Annotated in this window: 16 protein-coding genes; 7 read left to right on the top strand and 9 right to left on the bottom strand. The window is 38.2% G+C overall.

Features of this window, described 5'->3' with window-relative positions; genetic code table 11:
- Nucleotides 1–41: 41 nt before the first annotated feature.
- The 7 genes from ON09_RS08480 to ON09_RS08450 all read left to right on the top strand — a co-directional run bounded on the left by ON09_RS08480 (nt 42) and on the right by ON09_RS08450 (nt 7,898).
- Nucleotides 42–971 carry a class I SAM-dependent methyltransferase gene (locus ON09_RS08480; RefSeq protein WP_238533629.1) on the top strand — a complete coding sequence of 310 codons (930 nt, stop codon included), beginning with the start codon at nt 42–44 and terminating at the stop codon, nt 969–971.
- On the top strand, nt 972–2,078 hold the full coding sequence (locus ON09_RS08475) for a DUF1972 domain-containing protein (RefSeq protein ID WP_010600631.1): 1,107 nt from the start codon (nt 972–974) through the stop codon (nt 2,076–2,078).
- On the top strand, nt 2,075–3,223 hold the full coding sequence (locus tag ON09_RS08470) for a glycosyltransferase family 4 protein (protein WP_029204217.1): 1,149 nt from the start codon (nt 2,075–2,077) through the stop codon (nt 3,221–3,223). Before ON09_RS08475 ends, ON09_RS08470 begins: the two co-directional genes overlap by 4 nt.
- A complete protein-coding gene (locus ON09_RS08465) occupies nt 3,223–4,368 on the top strand; it encodes a glycosyltransferase family 4 protein (RefSeq protein WP_010600629.1) in 1,146 nt (381 codons plus the stop codon). The genes ON09_RS08470 and ON09_RS08465 overlap by 1 nt, the downstream gene beginning before the upstream one ends.
- A gap of 121 nt (nt 4,369–4,489) precedes the next feature.
- Nucleotides 4,490–6,805, top strand: coding sequence for an SLBB domain-containing protein (locus ON09_RS08460; protein ID WP_010600628.1), 2,316 nt, complete (start codon nt 4,490–4,492; stop codon nt 6,803–6,805).
- Between the two features lie 2 nt (nt 6,806–6,807).
- Nucleotides 6,808–7,443 carry a Wzz/FepE/Etk N-terminal domain-containing protein gene (locus tag ON09_RS08455; protein ID WP_029204216.1) on the top strand — a complete coding sequence of 212 codons (636 nt, stop codon included), beginning with the start codon at nt 6,808–6,810 and terminating at the stop codon, nt 7,441–7,443.
- A gap of 68 nt (nt 7,444–7,511) precedes the next feature.
- On the top strand, nt 7,512–7,898 hold the full coding sequence (locus ON09_RS08450) for a hypothetical protein (protein ID WP_029204215.1): 387 nt from the start codon (nt 7,512–7,514) through the stop codon (nt 7,896–7,898).
- A 200-nt stretch (nt 7,899–8,098) separates the two neighbouring features.
- Here the strand turns inward: ON09_RS08450 and ON09_RS08445 are convergent, their stop codons facing one another.
- The 9 genes from ON09_RS08445 to ON09_RS08405 form a co-directional block, all read right to left on the bottom strand.
- The gene (locus ON09_RS08445) at nt 8,099–9,817 is read right to left on the bottom strand and encodes a capsule assembly Wzi family protein (protein WP_010600627.1); all 1,719 of its coding nucleotides are present in this window, start codon (nt 9,815–9,817) and stop codon (nt 8,099–8,101) included.
- A gap of 1 nt (nt 9,818) precedes the next feature.
- Nucleotides 9,819–11,507, bottom strand: coding sequence for a capsule assembly Wzi family protein (locus tag ON09_RS08440; protein ID WP_010600626.1), 1,689 nt, complete (start codon nt 11,505–11,507; stop codon nt 9,819–9,821).
- Nucleotides 11,504–12,151, bottom strand: coding sequence for a hypothetical protein (locus tag ON09_RS08435; protein WP_010600625.1), 648 nt, complete (start codon nt 12,149–12,151; stop codon nt 11,504–11,506). Before ON09_RS08435 ends, ON09_RS08440 begins: the two co-directional genes overlap by 4 nt.
- A gap of 11 nt (nt 12,152–12,162) precedes the next feature.
- Nucleotides 12,163–14,097, bottom strand: a complete 1,935-nt coding sequence (locus tag ON09_RS08430; RefSeq protein WP_010600624.1) for a polysaccharide biosynthesis protein — start codon at nt 14,095–14,097, stop codon at nt 12,163–12,165.
- A gap of 45 nt (nt 14,098–14,142) precedes the next feature.
- On the bottom strand, nt 14,143–14,682 hold the full coding sequence (locus ON09_RS08425) for a PglD-related sugar-binding protein (RefSeq protein ID WP_010600623.1): 540 nt from the start codon (nt 14,680–14,682) through the stop codon (nt 14,143–14,145).
- Between the two features lies 1 nt (nt 14,683).
- Nucleotides 14,684–15,655, bottom strand: coding sequence for an MraY family glycosyltransferase (locus tag ON09_RS08420; protein ID WP_010600622.1), 972 nt, complete (start codon nt 15,653–15,655; stop codon nt 14,684–14,686).
- A gap of 84 nt (nt 15,656–15,739) precedes the next feature.
- Nucleotides 15,740–16,834 carry a mannose-1-phosphate guanylyltransferase gene (locus ON09_RS08415; RefSeq protein ID WP_010600621.1) on the bottom strand — a complete coding sequence of 365 codons (1,095 nt, stop codon included), beginning with the start codon at nt 16,832–16,834 and terminating at the stop codon, nt 15,740–15,742.
- 4 nt (nt 16,835–16,838) lie between these two features.
- Complete coding sequence (locus ON09_RS08410; protein ID WP_010600620.1) at nt 16,839–17,732, bottom strand: NAD-dependent epimerase/dehydratase family protein; 894 nt, start codon at nt 17,730–17,732, stop codon at nt 16,839–16,841.
- Entirely contained in the window at nt 17,729–18,439 is a 711-nt protein-coding gene (locus ON09_RS08405; protein ID WP_039842057.1) for a glycosyltransferase family 4 protein, read from the bottom strand. Before ON09_RS08405 ends, ON09_RS08410 begins: the two co-directional genes overlap by 4 nt.
- Nucleotides 18,440–18,697: the final 258 nt, after the last annotated feature.

The following is an 18,697-nucleotide window of genomic DNA, read 5'->3' as shown; positions in this document are numbered from 1 at the left end:
TTGCCGATTCAAACCCATTGAGGGTTTGTTGTCTCATGTTTATGATTATTACTACTTGTCCTGTATGCCTTAGCGATAAAACCCAGTTAAGCCCTGTGGTTTTTGAAATCAAGGTAAATGATGATGAGCGTTATTTAATCAGAAAGTGTCAAATTTGCCAGCATAACTTTACCTGGTTTAACCACGAGGTGGATATCAAAAGTTATTACGATGATAAAGACTATGCTGTACAGGATACAAAAAAAAGCATTTTCTTTAAAATTCAGGAAATAGAATATAACCACGTTTTAAAGAAAATAAAAGCCTTAAAACCACTCCCCTCCGATATTTTAGATTTTGGTTCAGGTAAGGGCCTATTTCTCCATTTTGCTAAAGAAAACGGCTTTGGAGTGAAAGGCATTGAAAGTTCTGTACCGAGAGCCAATTATGCAAAAGAACATTTTAACCTGGACATTAATACTGATTATTATCAATCTGGGTCTGTTTTCCAGAAGAAATTTGATGTACTCACGTTATTCCATGTGCTGGAACATATTCACCTGTCAGGAAATCTGCTTGGAAATCTGATTGAAGACAATTTGAAAAAAGACGGCTTACTGATTATTGAAGTTCCGAATTTCGACAGCTGGCAGGCAAAATGGGCTGGCAATAAATGGTTACACCTCGACGTTCCCCGGCATATTAGCCATTTTACACCTGCAGTTTTAAAAAATTTAATACAGGCTAATGGCTTCAAAATCAAATCAGCATCTTATTTTTCTTTACATCTCGGCATTGTAGGTATGGTTCAAACTATATTTAGTTGGTTTGGATACAAAGGTTTTTTAATTGCAGAACTGAAAAGAAAAAAAACCATATTACTAATTTTGGGATTGCTATGTGTTTTGCCTTTTGCAATTCTGTTGGAAATAATAGCGTCCATCTGTAAAAAAGGTGGTATAATTAGGTACTATGCCATTAACACAGATTAAATGAGAATTGCGATTGTTGGCTCGAGAGGGTATCCATATGTATACGGAGGTTTTGAGACTTTTGTGAAAGAGCTGAGTGAACGTTTAGTTGTTCAGGGTGTTGAAGTGCATGTTTATTGTCAAAGAAATTTATTTACTGAGCATCCTGAAGCGGTGAATGGAATTAAACTGCATTACATTCCTACCTTACCGCAAAAATCTTTAAATCAAATCATTCATTCTTTTCTTTCTATTCTGCATGCCACGTTAAGCAAAACGGATGTGATATTGGTAGTGAATCTTGCGGCAGGGCCAATGGGTTGGATTCCGAAAATTACCGGAAAAAAAACCATGATCAATGTGGATGGACTGGAATGGCTCAGGCCAAAATGGAGAGGATTGGGCGCAAAGTATTTTTATTTTGCCGCAAAAGTAGCAACGAAACTTTATGATAAAATCATTACGGATGCTGAAGCGATGCGTCAGGTTTATCTAAAAGAATTCAATAAAGATTCAACTGTAATTGCGTACGGAGCACCTCAGTTCACCCCTGCAAATGAAGATATACTGGAACGCTTCGGACTTGAAGTGGAAGGTTACTACCTCATAGTTGGCCGTTTGATTCCGGACAATAATGCGGATCTGATCATCGATGGATTTTTAAAATCAAATTCAAAGAAAAAACTAGTGGTTATTGGTGATGTCCCTTATACTGATGAATATGCAACAGAATTAAAGGCATTGCAAAGCGATAAGCTTATTTTTCCAGGCTACGTAAAGGATCAGCAAGAATTAATGGCCATTTATCAGCATGCATTTGCCTACATTCATGGCCACAAATATGGAGGTACCAATCCGGCCATGTTAAAAGCAATGATTAATAACTGTGCTATTTTAGCTTTAAATACAGTTTTTAACCAGGAAATGCTAAACAACGGTGAGTTTGGAATATTGTTTGATGAAACTGCAGGTGACGTCTCACAAGCAATGGAAAATTTAGAAGAACATCCAGAACAGGTAAGGGTATTAAAAGCAAAAGTCAGTTCGGGTTTAACTGACAAGTATAACTGGGATCTAATCTCGGTAGCTTATAAAAATGAGATGCTAAAACTACTGGGTAGTTCATGATGAAAAAGAATTTTAGCACCAAACCTATTGTAGTCGGGATTGATATCCGGGATTTGAAAATAGCCAAAACTGGAACCAAAACATATCTCGAAGAAATCTGCAAAGAATTCAAAAAAGGCAAATCTGGATTTCAATTTTACTTTTTTGACAGCCCTCTGCCAGTTTATAATGGTAAAAATAAGGTGTTAAAGTTAGTAGAGCACTTGCGTTTCTTTCTTTGGAAACAAGTCATGCTTCCTTTTCTCGCTGCGGTAAACAGTTGTGATGTCGTTTTCTGTACAGACTTTTTTGTTCCCTATGTAAACATAAACTTTAAAACGATACCGGTATTTCACGATGCTTTTTTTTGGGAATATCCGGAACATTACAACAAGCATTGGCTTAAAATTTTTCACCATTTAGGAGTCAACGCGGCAAAAAAATCCCCCTATGTGATTGCGCCAACCCTTTATGCAAAAAATCGAATTGCTCATTTTTCAACGTTAATTCCTGAGAAAATAATAGTAATCTCGGAAGCTCCAAAAACTTTGCCCCAAAATGAAGTTTTATCAACCGGACCAATTCGCTTAAAAACAAAGAAATTCTTTTTACACATCGGTACTTTCGAAAAAAGAAAAAATATTTCTTCTTTAGTTGAATCATTGCACAAATTGCACCGCAAGGGTTATACGGATTATTCGCTTGTATTATGCGGTCAATTTAGCCCTAAAAATGATATGGATGGCGGTGTCGATATATTAAATTCGATAAAAAAATACAATTTAGGTGATTACGTAATCATGCCGGGTTATGTAAATGATCATGATTTATCCTGGTATTACCGCAATGCAGAACTATATTTGTTTCCTTCAATAAATGAGGGTTTTGGACTGCCAATATTGGAAGCATTTCAGCATCAGTTACCGGTGATCGTAGCCAACAACACATGTTTACCTGAGGTTGGAGGCAATGCGGTGCTGACATTTGATCCATTTCATGTGGATGAACTGGTTGAAAAAATAATATTGATTATTGCTGACGCTGAGTTTAGGGCAACACTTATTGAAAATGGTAACAATCGCCTGGCTGAATTTTCTTGGAAAAACACTGCAAACGAACTATTAGCAGTATTTAAGGCTACACAAAAACATTACACCGAAAGTTAATGAACATACTTATACTAGGCGCATCATCAGATCTTTATGGAGGAAGCAAAATATTAGCCATAGTTGCCAATATTTTGCAGGAAGGAAAGCACAAGCCTATTGTTGTCGTTTCTGAACACGGTGAATTGATTGGTGAATTGAACCGACTGGGTGTGGAAGTCAGAATTATTCGGCTGGGAATTTTAAGGCGAAAATACTTCTCTGTTCCCGGGATCCTTAACCGCATAAAAGTGAATAGAAGTGCCTGGAAAGCATTAGGTAAACTCATTGATGAGGAAAAAATCGACATTGTTTATTCCAATACCACAGGTGTATTAATTGGGGCATTTCTGGCTAAAAAGAAAAACATTAAGCACATCTGGCATATACACGAAATTATAACCAAACCTAAAACATTCACCAGGATTCTGGGCCGTTTGGTGAATAAATATGCGGACAATGTAATTGTTGTATCTGACGCAGTTAAAAATCACTGGAAAGAATATATCAATACAACAAATATCAACAGAATTTACAATGGCATTGATACCAGCATTTATACCCGCTCTGAAGGTTTGCTGAGGAAAGAATTAAACCTGAAGGAGACCGATCTCGTAATCGGAATGATTGGAAGGGTAAATCACTGGAAAGGCCAGGATTTTTTTATCGATATAGCCAGGCAGATACTTAATCACGAGCCAGACACAAAATTTATCATTGCTGGTGACGCTTATCCGGGCAATGAGCACCTGGTTGATAAAATGCTTGATCGCCTTAATAATGAGCTGCCTCCACAATCAGTTTTTTATATTGGATACCGAACTGACATACCAAGCATCCTAAAATCTATTGATATCTTCGTTTTGCCTTCAATCCTTCCGGATCCGTTTCCAACAGTCATTCTGGAAGCCATGGCCAGCTCAAAACCGGTAGTTGCTACCAATCATGGTGGTGCCCTGGAAATGGTCGCACACATGGAAACCGGTATCATTATTCCCCACGACAATGTTGAAGAATCGGCAGGGGAAATATTAAAGTTGATTCGCAATAAAGAAAAAATTGCGACTATGGGTGAGCTCGGCAACATCAGGATCAACACCTTATTTTCGCTTGAAAAATTCAGAGAATCGATTTTGAGATTATTTGCTCAAACTTTGGACAGCTAATCAAATAGATTATCTTGAAAAACGACTGCTGATGAATAAGTAAATAAGAATACCAGCGTTAAACTACGCATCAGTTTTTAACTTATATTTGCAGTTATATATAAAATTTAAAATTCAATTCATGCGCTTAAAATATTTCATTTGTGCCTTCCTATTTGTTTTTTTCCTCTCAGTCACATCTTTATTTGCACAGATATCTGCTGATAACCTGAGCAAAGTAAGGGTTGAGCAACTTTCAGATGCACAAATATTAGAAATATCTAAAAGATTCGAAGCCTCAGGCATATCTGAAGCCGACGCTATAAAGCTTTTAACAGCAAGAGGCATGGATCCTGCAGAAGTTGATAAATATAAAGAAAGACTAGCAGGTTTATCTTCAGGCGGAAAAACTGCTAAAACAGCGCCGGCGAATAATGCAGCAGCAAAACCTCAAACGGTGTCTGCAAGAGATACCACGAGAATTAGTGAACCGAAACCGATAAAAAAACCAAGTCCGATATATGGTTATGAGTTTTTCAGCAACCCTAATATTAAATTCGAACCAAATATAAGAATCGCAACACCTAAAAACTATGTCTTGGGCCCGGATGATGAATTAGCGATTTTATTAACCGGTGTAAATGAAAGTACAACCAATGCCAAAGTAAGTCCAGAAGGAACAGTTAAAATACCGTATGCAGGTTTGGTTTATGTAAACGGGTTGAGCATTGAACAGGCCACAAACCAAATCAGATCAAAAATGGCTAAAGCCTATCCTGCCCTATCCTCGGGACAAACTAAACTAACGGTTAATCTGGGGACGGTAAGAAGCATTAGGGTAACAATTATTGGGGATGTGGCTACGCCAGGAACGTATACAGTTTCCTCATTGTCAACTTTATTTAACGCCTTATATCAAAGTGGCGGCCCTACTAACCGTGGCTCTCTCAGAAAAATAGAACTCATTAGAAATAATAGGGTGATTCAGGTAGTTGATTTGTACAACTTCCTTCAAAAGGGCATTCAATCTGATAATGTAAGTTTGAGGGATCAGGATGTAATCAGGATACCAGTATACGACACCAGAGTAGCAATCGATGGGGCTGTAAAAAGACCTGGAATTTATGAACTCAAACCATCGGAAACTTTAAGTGACTTAATTACCTATGCGGGAGGCTTTGCTGATTTAGCTTATAGAAGCATTGCGAAGGTAACACAGATAGGAAATAAAGAAAGAAGTGTCAAAGACATTTCATCGGATATGTTCGACCGATACACGCTTAAAAACGCCGACTCCGTTTATTTTGGTGTTATATTGGAAAGATTTGCCAATCGCGTGGTTATTGAAGGAGCGGTTTACAGACCAGGTACTTTTGAATTGAACCAGGGTGTGACGCTGAAATCGTTAATTGCGAAGGCAGATGGGCTTCGAGACGATGCCGTAATGGTGAATGGTTATATTAAAAGGATTACACCAGATTTAGAAAAGGAAATGATCTCTTTTAATTTAGGAAATATCATGTCTGGTAAAGCACAGGATATTGCCCTGATGCGTGAAGATTCTGTATTTATTACTTCAACCAAAGACCTAAGAGATGAAACTTCAATTAGCATTGGTGGCTATGTAAGGGCGCCAGGAACTTTCCAGTACCGGAAAGGCATGAGTTTATCAGACGTGATTAGCATGGCCAATGGATTTCAAAATGAAGCAGCCAACCATCGCATTGAAATTTCGAGACTGGTGAAAGATGTTACTGATACCCTTTCAAATAAACTGGTAAACATCATTACCATTAATCTGGATTCTACATCAGTGGCAACAACCGGAAATTTCCTGCTGGAACCACTTGATTATATTTATGTACCTCGCCTGGTAAATTACCGTTCTATCGGCAATGTCAAAATACGCGGCGAAGTATTATTCCCTGGTGATTATGCACAACAACGAAGAGACGAAACAGGAATGGAATTTATTAAACGTGCGGGTGGTATTACTCCACTAGGCTCTCTTGAAAACACACAGGTATACCGAAATGGGGTGAGGGTTGATATGGATCTAACAGGAAAGCGAAAACGACAAGCTAAAGATGCCGTGATATTGATGCCTGGTGATAGCCTTTTCATCCCTAAAAACGAACCTTTTGTAGAAGTGAATGGTTCGGTTAACAATCCCCAGTTATTAAGATATGCCAATTCAAATTTCAAATATTATGTTGATGCGGCAGGCGGTATTACCGAGAATGCCAGACTGAAAGGAGCTTACATTAAATATCCAAATGGCATTAATGCGCCGGTCAAAAGCTTTTTATTTATCAAAAATTATCCTAAAGTAACTGCCGGCAGCCAAATTATTGTTCCGGAGAAGACAGGCAAAAATAAACTCGGTTTCGCAGAGATAACAACCATTGCATCTGCATTAACAGGCATTGTAAGTTTAATTGCCATCTTATTTAAGTAATTATGCCAGCAGCAGAAAACGATAACAAATACATTACGGTAGAGGAAGATTTTTCCTTTGCGAAGATGATCAGCGCCCGTAAAAAAGATTTTAATTACTTGTGGAAATCAAAGGTTAAAATTTTAATTGTAGGATTGATTGGTGGCGCATTAGGTGCGGTGATGGCCTACTTTTGGCCGGTAACTTATACAGCGAAACTCACCTTCGTGGTAGAAGAAGGAAAATCAAGTGGCGGTGGTTTATTATCATCGCTCGCCGGACAAATGGGTTTTGATATTGGTGGCTTAACCGGCGGAACGAGTGGCGTACTCGCAGGCGACAATGTACTGCAGTTGCTCATGAGTCAAAAAATGCTCAAACAAACCTTGCTTACGCCTTTAGATAGCGCTGGGAAATATACATTAGCAGATAAATATGCAGATGCCTATAAGTTAAGGGAAGACTGGAAAGATATTAAAGCCAATGTTAAAAAGGAGGCGATTATGTTTCCGCCCGATACTAAAAATTACACCAGGTTGCAGGATAGTCTATTACATGAAATCATCACAAAACTGGCAGAAAAGGAATTAAGTGTAAACAAACCTGATAAAAAGCTTGGCTTTTTTGCGTTGAATGCAACATTAAAAATGAACAGTTAGCCAGCCTGATTTGTAAGAGACTAATCGATGAAGCAACGATCTTTTACATCGAAACCAAAACAAAAAGATTGAGAGTCAACGTTAACCGACTTCAAAACCGTGCAGATAGCATTGGGAGATTACTCAATAGAAAAACCTATGCCGCGGCTGGAGCGAATGCTATCATGCTGGATGCAAATCCTGCTTTTGCTACATTAGGGGTAGGCGCTGAGTTACAGGAAAGAGATAAGAGAGTACTGCAAACCATTTATTCTGAAATTATCAAAAACCTGGAAGTGAGCAGGTCTATGCTGATGCAGGAGACCCCAACCTTCCAAATTGTTGATGAGCCTGAAATGCCCTTAAAGAAAAATAAGATGCGCTATTCAATGGGCATTGTTCTTGGGGGATTGGTGATCGGTGCCTTTTACTGCTTGTTTCTATTGATCAAAAGAAAACCTGAATCACAGGTTTAGGTTTACTTGATAGCCATTTCGAGCGCAGCGATAAATCTTGTGAGTTGTTGACAAATACCGTTTAGTTACTTAAGATTTGAAATTGTTCCTCATTTAGAGTGTAGCATACAAATCTTTATAACCGGACATTTACTATCCCCATTTAGCTAAGATTTACTGTTTCTCCCTGAAAGATCTGAGTGTCTAATAAACAAGTTAACTTAAAACCTGTAAGTTACCCCCAGTTGCCCCTGGAAATTGTACACGGTGTTATGTGGAATATAATATTGGCTATCCGTAAAATCTCTCTGTCTCCACTGGTAATTTAGCGATTTTATGCCTTGAAGTTTGGCATTAAAAAGTAAGTTTTTATAATTCCACTCTCCCACTGCAGCAAAAGCAAAATCTACCCAGCTTCTGCTACCGTCTTTGGCATTTGCGAAACCAGAACTATCATAAAAATCGCGATTATGTTCTAAACGATCAAAAGATAATCCAAGCTTTTTAAATCCTTTAACCCAGCTCACCTCAAACGATTGTAAATTCCCCCCTGTACCTGAACCTGCACCTAATACCTCGCCATTATGGGTATAGCCTTGACGAACCTCTCCATGATAGTAAAAACCACCTGCATATCTCAATAAAGTTCCATCAATGGTTTGAGACATCTGAGTAAGCTCGCCGGCGAACTGAATAAATTCTTCTTTTTTATCTTTTAAAGGAATTAATTTCCTTAAGCCAAAAAGATAGGCCCGGGAATGGTCTGGTGAGCCAATAAAATCACGAATATTATATGAATTATCATTCAAACCATATTCAAAATAGACTTCTGCGTGCGCCTTTGGAAAGAGCCACCTAGCATATAATGAGGTTCTTTGATCCCTGGCATCTCCATCATCTCCGGCACCTTCTCCAATTTTTACCTTTTGAAAAGGTACAAAAAATGGGATGTAATCGGCTAAGCCATCCAGATCACCGCCATAGGACATAAAGGTCCTGGTAAAACCCAGAAATAATCCAGGCAACCACTTTGGTTGATAATTAATGTTTAGGCCTGCCAAATATCGCCAATCATCTCTCGGAGGGATATAAGCTGATGTTCCATTAGACAATTGTATTTTTGCTAGAGGCGGAAAGCCTGACGACTCCAGACGGCCGCCAAGAATCTGCCCTTCAAAAGAACCAATAGGCGTTTTAACAGGCCGAACAGTATTCAATGTAACATGTTTAAATCCGGCGGCATGATTACTCATCATTAAACTGTTTTTGATACCGGGACCCCACCAAATATTTTCATTGGATAAACCTAAAGAAGCAGGTCCGACTGTTAACCGGATACTACTCTGCCCCCAGTTTAACCAGTTGTGGTTTTTACTGCCGTATTGTTCAGGATTATCAATTGAATTATAATTGCTTCCATAATAAACTGAAATCTCTGTATCACTTCGATTATATCCATAGCTTTCAAATCCTGAATTCTGAGCGTAAACATACTCAGGTCTAAGTTGTATACTCAAAGGTCCATACTGTACAAATAAACCGCCCGATATCATGGTTTGGTAGCCCTTGGCCGGAATCATCGCTCCATCGTTCCAACCAAATGGATGGTGTGAATTGATCTGCTGCTGCCAGCTCAAAGGAAGAATTTGAAATTTGCCATGGCCATTCCCAAATAGGATAGGTCCTGAAGATTTGTTCCAACCATCAGTTGGTAGTTCACCAGACGGATCAAAAACATTCGTTTGATGTAATGCTTCAACGGATAATGGTCTGTTAGAAAATGAAATGGAAGAATCCAATTTACCCAATAACTGCAGCCTGCGATAGTAATCTTCGATCGAGGAAATACCAACAGGAATAGTTTGTGCCGATACCAATATCGAAAAACTACCCAGCACCACGACTAATGAAAGTGATAAAAGATGACGAATAATCTTCATACTAAAAACGATAAGTAAGGCCCGCTTGAACCTGTAAATTAAATGCATCTTTCCCGGGAGTCATATAGGGTTGGTCTGGAGCCTGAAAAAGATACCACTGATAATTCAAGGATTGAATCCCTTGCAGTTTTGCATTAAAAATGAAATTTTTATAATTCCACTCCCCTCCTGCACCAATACTTAAATCGACCCAGTGTCTTCTGAAATCCCGTGAGTCTGAGAAAGCATAATAATAGAAATCATTGTTATGTACCAAACGCTCAAACTGAAGGCCTATTCTTTTTAATCCCTTAACCCAGCTCACCTCTAATGATTGAATATTTGCGCCTGGACCTATGCCCGCACCCAAAACTTCGCCACGATTGGTATAACCCTGCCTGATGTTTTTACTGGTATACCAACTGTCAAGATTCAACACTTTTGATATATCGGTCTCCTGCAACTGCGTAACTTCTGCGCTGATCATGAGGTTTTGATCTTCTTTAGCACCGAAAGGAAATAATTTTCGTAGACCAAATATATAAGCCCTCGAAACATTAGGTTCTAAGGATAAATCACTTAAGCTTCCCGAATAATTATTCCGGCCAAATTCAAAATAAAATTCCGCTTTTTCTTCTGCCCATAACCAACGCATAAAATAAGAATTACGCTGATCTCTTTTATTAATGGCTTCTGCTGCTGCTGCTTGCTTTTTAGACGAGAAAAACGGCAAATAATCACCAATTTTATTTAAACCGTTACGGTAATGTTGTGCACTTCTGGTTAAACCTAAAAACAAGCCTGGCACCCATTTTGGCTGCCAGGTAATGGCCAATCCTGAAAGATAACGCCAATCGTTTGGCTTCGCCACATACAAAGGTTGTCCAAAATATTCCCGTTCTGGTTCCAATACGCCATAGCCTGAATCTTCCAGTCTCCCGGCAATGATTTGTCCCTCAAAGGAACCGATTGGGCTCGATATTGGTTTTCGGGTATTTAACGTTAAATGTTTAAAGCCAGGAGCGGTATTACTCATCAGTAAGGAATTACGCATTCCCGGGCCCCACCATAAATTTTCTGTTGACAGCCCAAATGATAAGGCCTTATAGTTTAAACGAATACTACTTTGGCCCCAATACGCTTTCGTAACCCCATCATTCCCAAAACGGGCGGGAAGATCAATATTGTTGTAAAAATCGTAATATCTGGCGGTAATCACATCATAATGATTTTCATCAAAAGTGTCAAAACGGCTATTTGCTGCCATCACCACTTCAGGTTTAAACTGAATGCTTAATGGACCATATTCGGCAAAGATTCCAGCTGTCAATAAAGTTTGCAAGCCTTTAGCAGGCAGCATCGCACCATCGTTCCAGCCATAAGGATGATGGGAATTGGCTTGCAGCATAACACTCATCGGCAGCAATTGCCACTTCAATTGACCATCTTTTGAAACACCTGTAGCATTTGCGTTTAAAAGATTATACCGCTCTTCAGCTACGTCCGGATAAGCCATTGCTTTGGTATTAAAAGCTAAGGAAGGAATAAGCGGCCGGATGGTAAAAGATACCGTTGAATCAAGCTGACCTGCCAGTTGTGATCTTCGGTAATAATCTTCAAGTCCCAGGGCACCAACAGGTACAGATTGTGCGTTGGAAACTAGATTCAGGTAACAAATAAATATAAGCAGTACTGCTAATGATTTTCTCATAAATTAATGACTTTAACCCTTAGGTTATCAATAGACCAACTTTCGTCACATTTTGGATCTGGAGCATTGGTTTGAGTGAGCTGATCTCTGCACTGCATCAATAGAGATGCTTTCGAATGTTCGATCGTTTTGGTAATCTTATACAAGGTAGTGCCGCCTGTTTTTCCTGCCAGATTGCAAACTCCTGGTAAATTTGGATTAGCCGCACCAGTTTTTGGATTATGATTAGAATTTGGGTAATCACTGGGATAAGATTGCGGTGGACAAAATCCAGAATTATCGCAATCTTCGTTCGAAAAGCTGGCATTCACATATAAATTGCCGTCAACAATCATTTTCCAGAGATCCGGACCATCAACACCACCACTAGTTTTATTGCCATCCCAGCTGTCATGAATATACAGATCAAACGAAATTTCCACGAGCTTATGCGCAGGAAGATCATTCAAATTAAGGTCAAAACCGGAAGCATTAAACCGGCCCAAAACAGTCGTTCCATTATAGGTTTCCGTAACGGCATTTGAAATTTGCTTGCTAGGTTGACTTTCGAAGTCGTTAAAGTAAACTTGCTGATCATCCGTTACCTCCTTGGCACAGGATGTTAAAACACAAACAGAAATCAACAATAAGATTAAGTTTCTCATATGAATGAAGTTTAAGATAAATGATCCAATTCCTCAAAAATGGAATTTTTACTCTTAAACTCAGGAACCAGTTTTTTCATATGCATCACGACTTGTCTATCGTTATCTGACTTTGCTGAAGCGATCAGCTCATAAATTTGCCTTTCTACCTCTTCAAAGATGTATTCCCTAACTTTCCCAATCATAATCTGATCATGGTGTGTAGGTAGGGTATTTTCATTATCATTGAGTAATTCCTCATAAAGTTTTTCACCTGGCCGTAAACCTGAATACTCAATCATGATATCTACATTCGGTTCCAATCCCGCTAAGCGGATCATCTTTTTAGCGAGTTCCACAATTTTAACTGACTTGCCCATGTCGAAGACAAAGATTTCCCCTCCTTTACCCATACAGCCGGCTTCCAAAACCAAACGGCAGGCTTCAGGAATGGTCATAAAATACCGCGTAATTTCTGGATGGGTAACCGTTAACGGGCCACCTTTCTCAATCTGTTGCCTGAACCTGGGAATAACAGAACCATTTGAACCCAATACGTTACCAAAACGCGTTGTGATAAATTTTGTAATCGGTTTTACATTTAATTCGTTGATATACTGCAAGCCGTTACTGAAAATAAACCCATCCGTACTTAACGAGTTATTCAGTGATTGGACATAAATCTCCGCAATTCGTTTGGAGGCGCCCATGATATTGGTGGGATTTACCGCCTTGTCAGTCGAAATCATCACAAACTTCTGCACCCCATATTTTACCGATTTATCAGCTATAGTTTTAGTACCTAAAACGTTTGCTTTGATCGCTTCCGCAGGATTATCCTCCATTAATGGCACATGTTTATAGGCCGCTGCATGATAAACGTAATGCGGTTTATAAGTATCAAATAACTTATCCATACGCTGTTCATCACGTACATCACCTACAAAGGCATGAAAATTTTTGCTGCTATTGGTTTCTTCCAACTCCAGGTATAAATCATGTAAAGCAGTTTCCGACTGATCGCAAAGAATAATTAAGCCCACATCGAATTTAGAAAGCTGACGTACAATTTCACTACCAATAGAACCTGCAGCGCCAGTGATGAGAATACGTTTATTATTCAACATCTCCCCAATGCCCTCAATATCGATCTTAATCGATTTCCGGTTCAGCAAATCTTCAATATTCAGTTTCTGAATTTGCGCAGGTTTCAATTGCCCGTTCATCCAAACATCCAATGGCGGAATATTTAGTACCTTGATGTCGTTTTCCAGGCAAATGTCCACAATCGCATCCTTCTTTTCGATCGGAATGGTATAGGAGGCAAAGATGATTTCGTCCAATTCATGCTTGTCTACCAATTGCGGTAGTGTGGCCGCATCCAGGATTTTTACTCCATCAATGGTTTTACCTACTTTGCGCACGTCATCATCCACAAAAGCGACAATGGTTTTATTGACGCTGCCATCATGATCAAAAGTTCTTTTTGTAGCCAATCCTGCTTCTCCAGCACCATAAATAATCACCTTTTTCTTATCCAGGTTAAGGTTTTTGATATACAGAAAAAAATATTTGATCAACACCCGGTAGGTCATCAGCAACAAAAAACTAGTTAAACCAGTCGTGATGAGTACAGTAGTAGGAATAATGAGAAAATTAAAAAAAGTAATGGCAATAAGATTCAGAACAAAGAAAGTACCATTGGCAATGACTACCGAGATTAAAATCCGAAAAGAATCCTGGGCACTGGTATACCTGATAATGCCTGTAAAGGTTTTAATATGAAAAAAAACCGCCACGGTAATCAGCCCCATGATGAGCAGGTTTCTGGCCAGTTCAGGGATTTGAACAGCAGTCAGATCGAGATTATGCCTTAAGGCATAAGCAAATACCAAAGAACAAGAAGTAATGATCAGATCCAGAAGGAAAATGACCCACCTCGGTACAATATTGAATTGAGTAAACAAAATACGATAGGCTAAATTTTAGTAAAGATAGATAATTTTAATTACCTAGTATAAATCGGCTTCGATATTCTCAAAAACGGCAGGAATATCTGCCATTCGGGCAATCGCCGTGCAAGCTTCAATGGTTACGCCAGCCCCGACTTTGGCATTGCCGCCAATATAGCTATTAGGATAGATACTACAAAAGTCACCGATTTGAACATCATGATCGATGGTGACATTTGCATTGATGACCACATGTTTACCAATGACCGCACCTGACTGGATCACTGCCCCAGCCAATACCACGGTCCCCTCGCCAATCAATACATCATCAGCAACCATGGCATCCCGATGAATCAATGAACCGAATTCATGAACAATATAATGTGAAATGGCTCTTCTAAATTCATTGTTGCCAATTCCGATAATCATTTTCGCCGCCGGCGCCTGATTTTCGTGGTAAGGCATCACAGGTTTCCCGACCAACTCATTTAAGGCTTCATTATCATCAAAAAAATTGACTACAAAATCCGAATTCAATTTGATCGCATCTGCAATCACCCGGGCATGGCCCCCACCGCCGTAAACAACCCATTTATTCATGTTATGAATTTAAGTGCAACAATCGCTCTCTTCCCTCTACACTAAAACGAATAATCAGGAATAGAACACCCGACGCAATTAGCAATAATGATGCCGACCATAAATTGTTGCCCACTAAAAATATCAGCATAACATTTAGAAGCAGCTGAATGCTCATATACAATCCGGAAACTACCAAATGATTCCACTTTAATTGGTTAGCCAGGTATTGATAAAAATGACTGCGGTGTGCTTCAAAAATGTTTTCCTTTCTGATTGCCCTAAAGAAAATAGTGCTGGCAGCATCCAAACCGTAAAATAATAAAAGTAAAATGTAATTGAAGTTTTGCGTTTTGATGATCAATTGACCGATAAAAAAGACGATGATAAAAGCAATACTTACACTCCCCACATCACCGGCAAAACATTTGGCCCTTTTCCTGAAATTAAAAAAATTGAATACCAACAAAGACAAACCGATGGTAATCAACAAATCTGATGAGGTAAAAGCAACCACCTTTTCATTCAAGTAATATAAGGTACCGATAGCAACCAAACTGTAACCACCCGTAATGCCATTAATGCCATCCATAAAATTATAAGCGTTAATGGTTCCAATTACAAAAATAATGGCGATTGGAATCCAGTACAGGGTTAAGCTAAATAAACCCCATTGGTAAAACATCAACAAAACAGCGATCAGATGTACGCTTATCCTTACCTTATTATTTAAAGTAAAAATATCGTCTAAAAAACTAATGAGGCTGATGAGTAATAGACCTAAAATAAAATAAGGATAGTGGAAACCAAAACTGAAAAAATAGATTAATGCCGCGAGGCAGAAAATAACCCCACCGCCACGGATAGTGACTGAAGTATGAGAACTCCTATGATTAGGTTTGTCAATAATATTGAATCGATCTGCGATCTTGAAATAAACTAATTCCAATAGCAACAAAATGATCAGCAAGAGCAAAGCAAAGATTGGCGTCATAATATTTTCAGCAACGAAGGTAAAAAAAAGGATGGATGAAAAGCAAAAAAACAGACTGGGAATCCTAATCTGTTTAAATGATGTTTATAAATAATCCTGACCAAAATTCAAAACCATACTCGCCGCGACCTGTTTAATTTCCTGTTCATCAGACTTTGGATAAATCAATAAAACTTTTCCATCATCAACAACAATGTAATTAGACAAACCTTTAATTACCGCAGCTTTACCTGCAGGCAACTGGATCAGACATTCCTCCGTATTGGCAATGTTTAAATGAGCACAACTGATGGCATTATTATTTTCATCTTTTTCAGCTACGCTGTGTAAAGAGGCCCAGGTGCCTAAATCAGACCAGCCAATGTCGGCTGGTATGGTATAAACGTTATCGGCTTTTTCCAAAATCGCATAATCAATAGAAATATTTGGTGAATTTGGATAATTAGCAAGTATAAAATTTGCCTCTTCTGGTGTATTGTAAGCACGATTTCCTTGTTCAAATAAGGTGGCTATTTCTGGTGCATATTTTTCAAAGGCAGTTATAATCGCTTTAGCCGACCAGATAAAAATCCCGGCATTCCAAACGTAATCGCCACTCTTAATATAGCTTTTTGCTTTATCTAAAGAAGGTTTTTCCATAAATGCAGTTACCTTATCAACTCCTTGCTCGTTGTTCCTTGCTCCTTGTTCTTTCTCATACTTAATATACCCATAACCCGTATCTGGTCTAGTTGGATTAATTCCTAATGTTAGCAATGCATCATTGTGAGCTGAATAATCCAAAGCCAGATTAACTTTGTTGAGAAATTCTGTTTCCTTTAAAATCAAATGATCTGAAGGTGCAACTACAATATTTGCCTGTGGGTTTGTTTTTGCAATCTTATAACTTGCGTAGGCAATACACGGAGCAGTATTATTTCTACTTGGTTCTAGCAAAATATTTTGCTCCATAATGCTAGGCAACTGCTCCTTTACCAAACCCGCATAATCTGCATTAGTTAAGATAAAAATCTGCTCGTTCGGGCAAATCTTCAGAAACCGTTCATAAGTTAACTGCAATAAAGATTTTCCTAAGCCTAAGATATCTATAAATTGTTTTGGAAACTGATTGCGACTTTTTGGCCAAAAGCGTGAGCCCACGCCGCCAGCCATAATTAATATATGGGTATTATTGCTCATTATTCTAGATTTTGATTTGCTGTAAAACATTTGTAGGCTTCCAACCGAGTATTTCTCCAGCTCTTGAATTATTAAAGGTTAATTCGGAAGTAAGCTTTTCTAACTTATATGAATTGATCGGAAAATTTAACCCTACCCTATCTCCAACAATAGCTAAACATTTGGCAAACCACATTGGCAAATTTAACGGTTTCGGTTTCCCTAAGTAGCTAGAAATTTTATTTGATAATTCCAAAAAACTAGGATGAGAATTATCAGATAAATTGTAAATCCCTTCAATAGCTGCTGCTTTTGGAATGATAGCAGCTACATCATCTACCATCACCATACTTTTCCTCGCTCGCCCTCCCCGAACATTAAAATAATACCCTTTTTTTATTCCATTTACCATACTTTTTAAGTTACCTGGAGCATCTTCACCAATTAAAAGTGGTAAACGTAAAATAGTTACTTTGACGCTGTTTCTCTTACCCCATTCACGAATAATTTCCTCTGCATGAATTTTGCTCAGGCCGTAAGGATCAGTTGCTAACAAAGGAGCATTTTCCTTAATCATCTTTCCAGACTGTAACCCATAAACTGAAACACTACTTATGAAAATAAATGAATTTGGAAGTTGCCCAGACTTTTCTATTGCATGCATTAGGTTTAGGGAACCATCTACATTAACATGGAAGAAAGATTGCCTTTCTTGCTCAGTTTTAGGAATAAAATGAGCCAGGCCAGCTGCATGAACAATAACTTTATGCGGAGGAATATCTGGAATCTCTTCAGTTAAATCGCAAATTATGTCGTTTATACGATTACGTCCAATAGTTGTAATATTCTTTCGCCCCAATAGTTCAATTATGCGAGCCCCTAAAAATCCACTCGCACCAGTTAAAAGATAATCTCTCATTTTAAATCTGTTATTGCATTATATAGCTTGTCTTTATAATTTGTCCAAGTATATTGCTCTAAAATTAATTGCTTTGCTGTTTTACCTATCATTGCATATTTATCAAAACTAAAACAAACATCATTCACCAATTCAGCCATTTTTTCAGGATTGTCTTCAACTAAAAAATGTTGACCAGCAATCCCTCCAATAATTGGCTCTGCAGCATAAGTTGTCAGGATATTAACCTTACCTAAAGCCATTGTTTCCAATATTTTATTTTGGATTCCACCTCCATTTTGCATTGGGGCCAAAATTACGTCGCATGAGTTTAATATTAGATAAGGGTCTTCCATAAATCCCGTTATTATCACATTCGATCTTTTTTTGGCAAGTTCGCAAACTTCCTTTGACGGTTTTGAACCAATAATGTAAAATCTTATTTTACTATCTACCCAATCCAGCACGTATTTATCAAACCAAAGAACTGCATCGATATTTGGTTGATAGAACATGGCCCCAAAAAAGGCAATAGAATACTGATAGTTTCCATCACGTTTATTATATTCAAAAATCGATTCATTTACTCCATTAGGTATCCATTTTACATTACCGTACCGAGAGACATCTTCAGCCTCAGCTTTGTTTACACAAAGGGTTAGGTCTGATTGATTGATAATTTTTGGTTCATAACAACTTAATCTTTTAGATTCGATTGTATAAATCATTTTAAACAAAACTGAATTCGTGGTTTTTTGATGATTTATCATAACTTTTTGATAAAAGATCAACCATATCAAATATGATATTTTTATTTCTCAACAACTTAATGTATTCTGCCGATCTGATTAAATTTATTAGTACATATTCATCTTGCAAAGTCTGTGTGCCCAAGTACTTTTTTATCTCGGAAACAGTGTAATAACATACTTGAAATGGTCGTTTGGTAAACAGATTAAAAACATTTTAGGTAATAGTGTGTACGT

The organism is Pedobacter agri PB92, assembly GCF_000258495.1.
Lineage (GTDB): Bacteria > Bacteroidota > Bacteroidia > Sphingobacteriales > Sphingobacteriaceae > Pedobacter > Pedobacter agri.
The sequence above is the reverse complement of the archived record's forward strand: the minus strand, read 5'-3'. Positions and strand labels throughout refer to the sequence as shown.

Excerpts from the sequence above, each read along its gene's own strand:
- ON09_RS08480 (WP_238533629.1), top strand. The coding sequence starts at position 42 with ATGATTATTACTACTTGTCCTGTATGCCTTAGCGATAAAACCCAGTTA.
- ON09_RS08475 (WP_010600631.1), top strand. The coding sequence starts at position 972 with ATGAGAATTGCGATTGTTGGCTCGAGAGGGTATCCATATGTATACGGA.
- ON09_RS08470 (WP_029204217.1), top strand. The coding sequence starts at position 2,075 with ATGATGAAAAAGAATTTTAGCACCAAACCTATTGTAGTCGGGATTGAT.
- ON09_RS08465 (WP_010600629.1), top strand. The coding sequence starts at position 3,223 with ATGAACATACTTATACTAGGCGCATCATCAGATCTTTATGGAGGAAGC.
- ON09_RS08460 (WP_010600628.1), top strand. The coding sequence starts at position 4,490 with ATGCGCTTAAAATATTTCATTTGTGCCTTCCTATTTGTTTTTTTCCTC.
- ON09_RS08455 (WP_029204216.1), top strand. The coding sequence starts at position 6,808 with ATGCCAGCAGCAGAAAACGATAACAAATACATTACGGTAGAGGAAGAT.
- ON09_RS08445 (WP_010600627.1), bottom strand. The coding sequence starts at position 9,817 with ATGAAGATTATTCGTCATCTTTTATCACTTTCATTAGTCGTGGTGCTG.
- ON09_RS08440 (WP_010600626.1), bottom strand. The coding sequence starts at position 11,507 with ATGAGAAAATCATTAGCAGTACTGCTTATATTTATTTGTTACCTGAAT.
- ON09_RS08435 (WP_010600625.1), bottom strand. The coding sequence starts at position 12,151 with ATGAGAAACTTAATCTTATTGTTGATTTCTGTTTGTGTTTTAACATCC.
- ON09_RS08425 (WP_010600623.1), bottom strand. The coding sequence starts at position 14,682 with ATGAATAAATGGGTTGTTTACGGCGGTGGGGGCCATGCCCGGGTGATT.
- ON09_RS08420 (WP_010600622.1), bottom strand. The coding sequence starts at position 15,655 with ATGACGCCAATCTTTGCTTTGCTCTTGCTGATCATTTTGTTGCTATTG.
- ON09_RS08415 (WP_010600621.1), bottom strand. The coding sequence starts at position 16,834 with ATGAGCAATAATACCCATATATTAATTATGGCTGGCGGCGTGGGCTCA.
- ON09_RS08410 (WP_010600620.1), bottom strand. The coding sequence starts at position 17,732 with ATGAGAGATTATCTTTTAACTGGTGCGAGTGGATTTTTAGGGGCTCGC.
- ON09_RS08405 (WP_039842057.1), bottom strand. The coding sequence starts at position 18,439 with ATGATTTATACAATCGAATCTAAAAGATTAAGTTGTTATGAACCAAAA.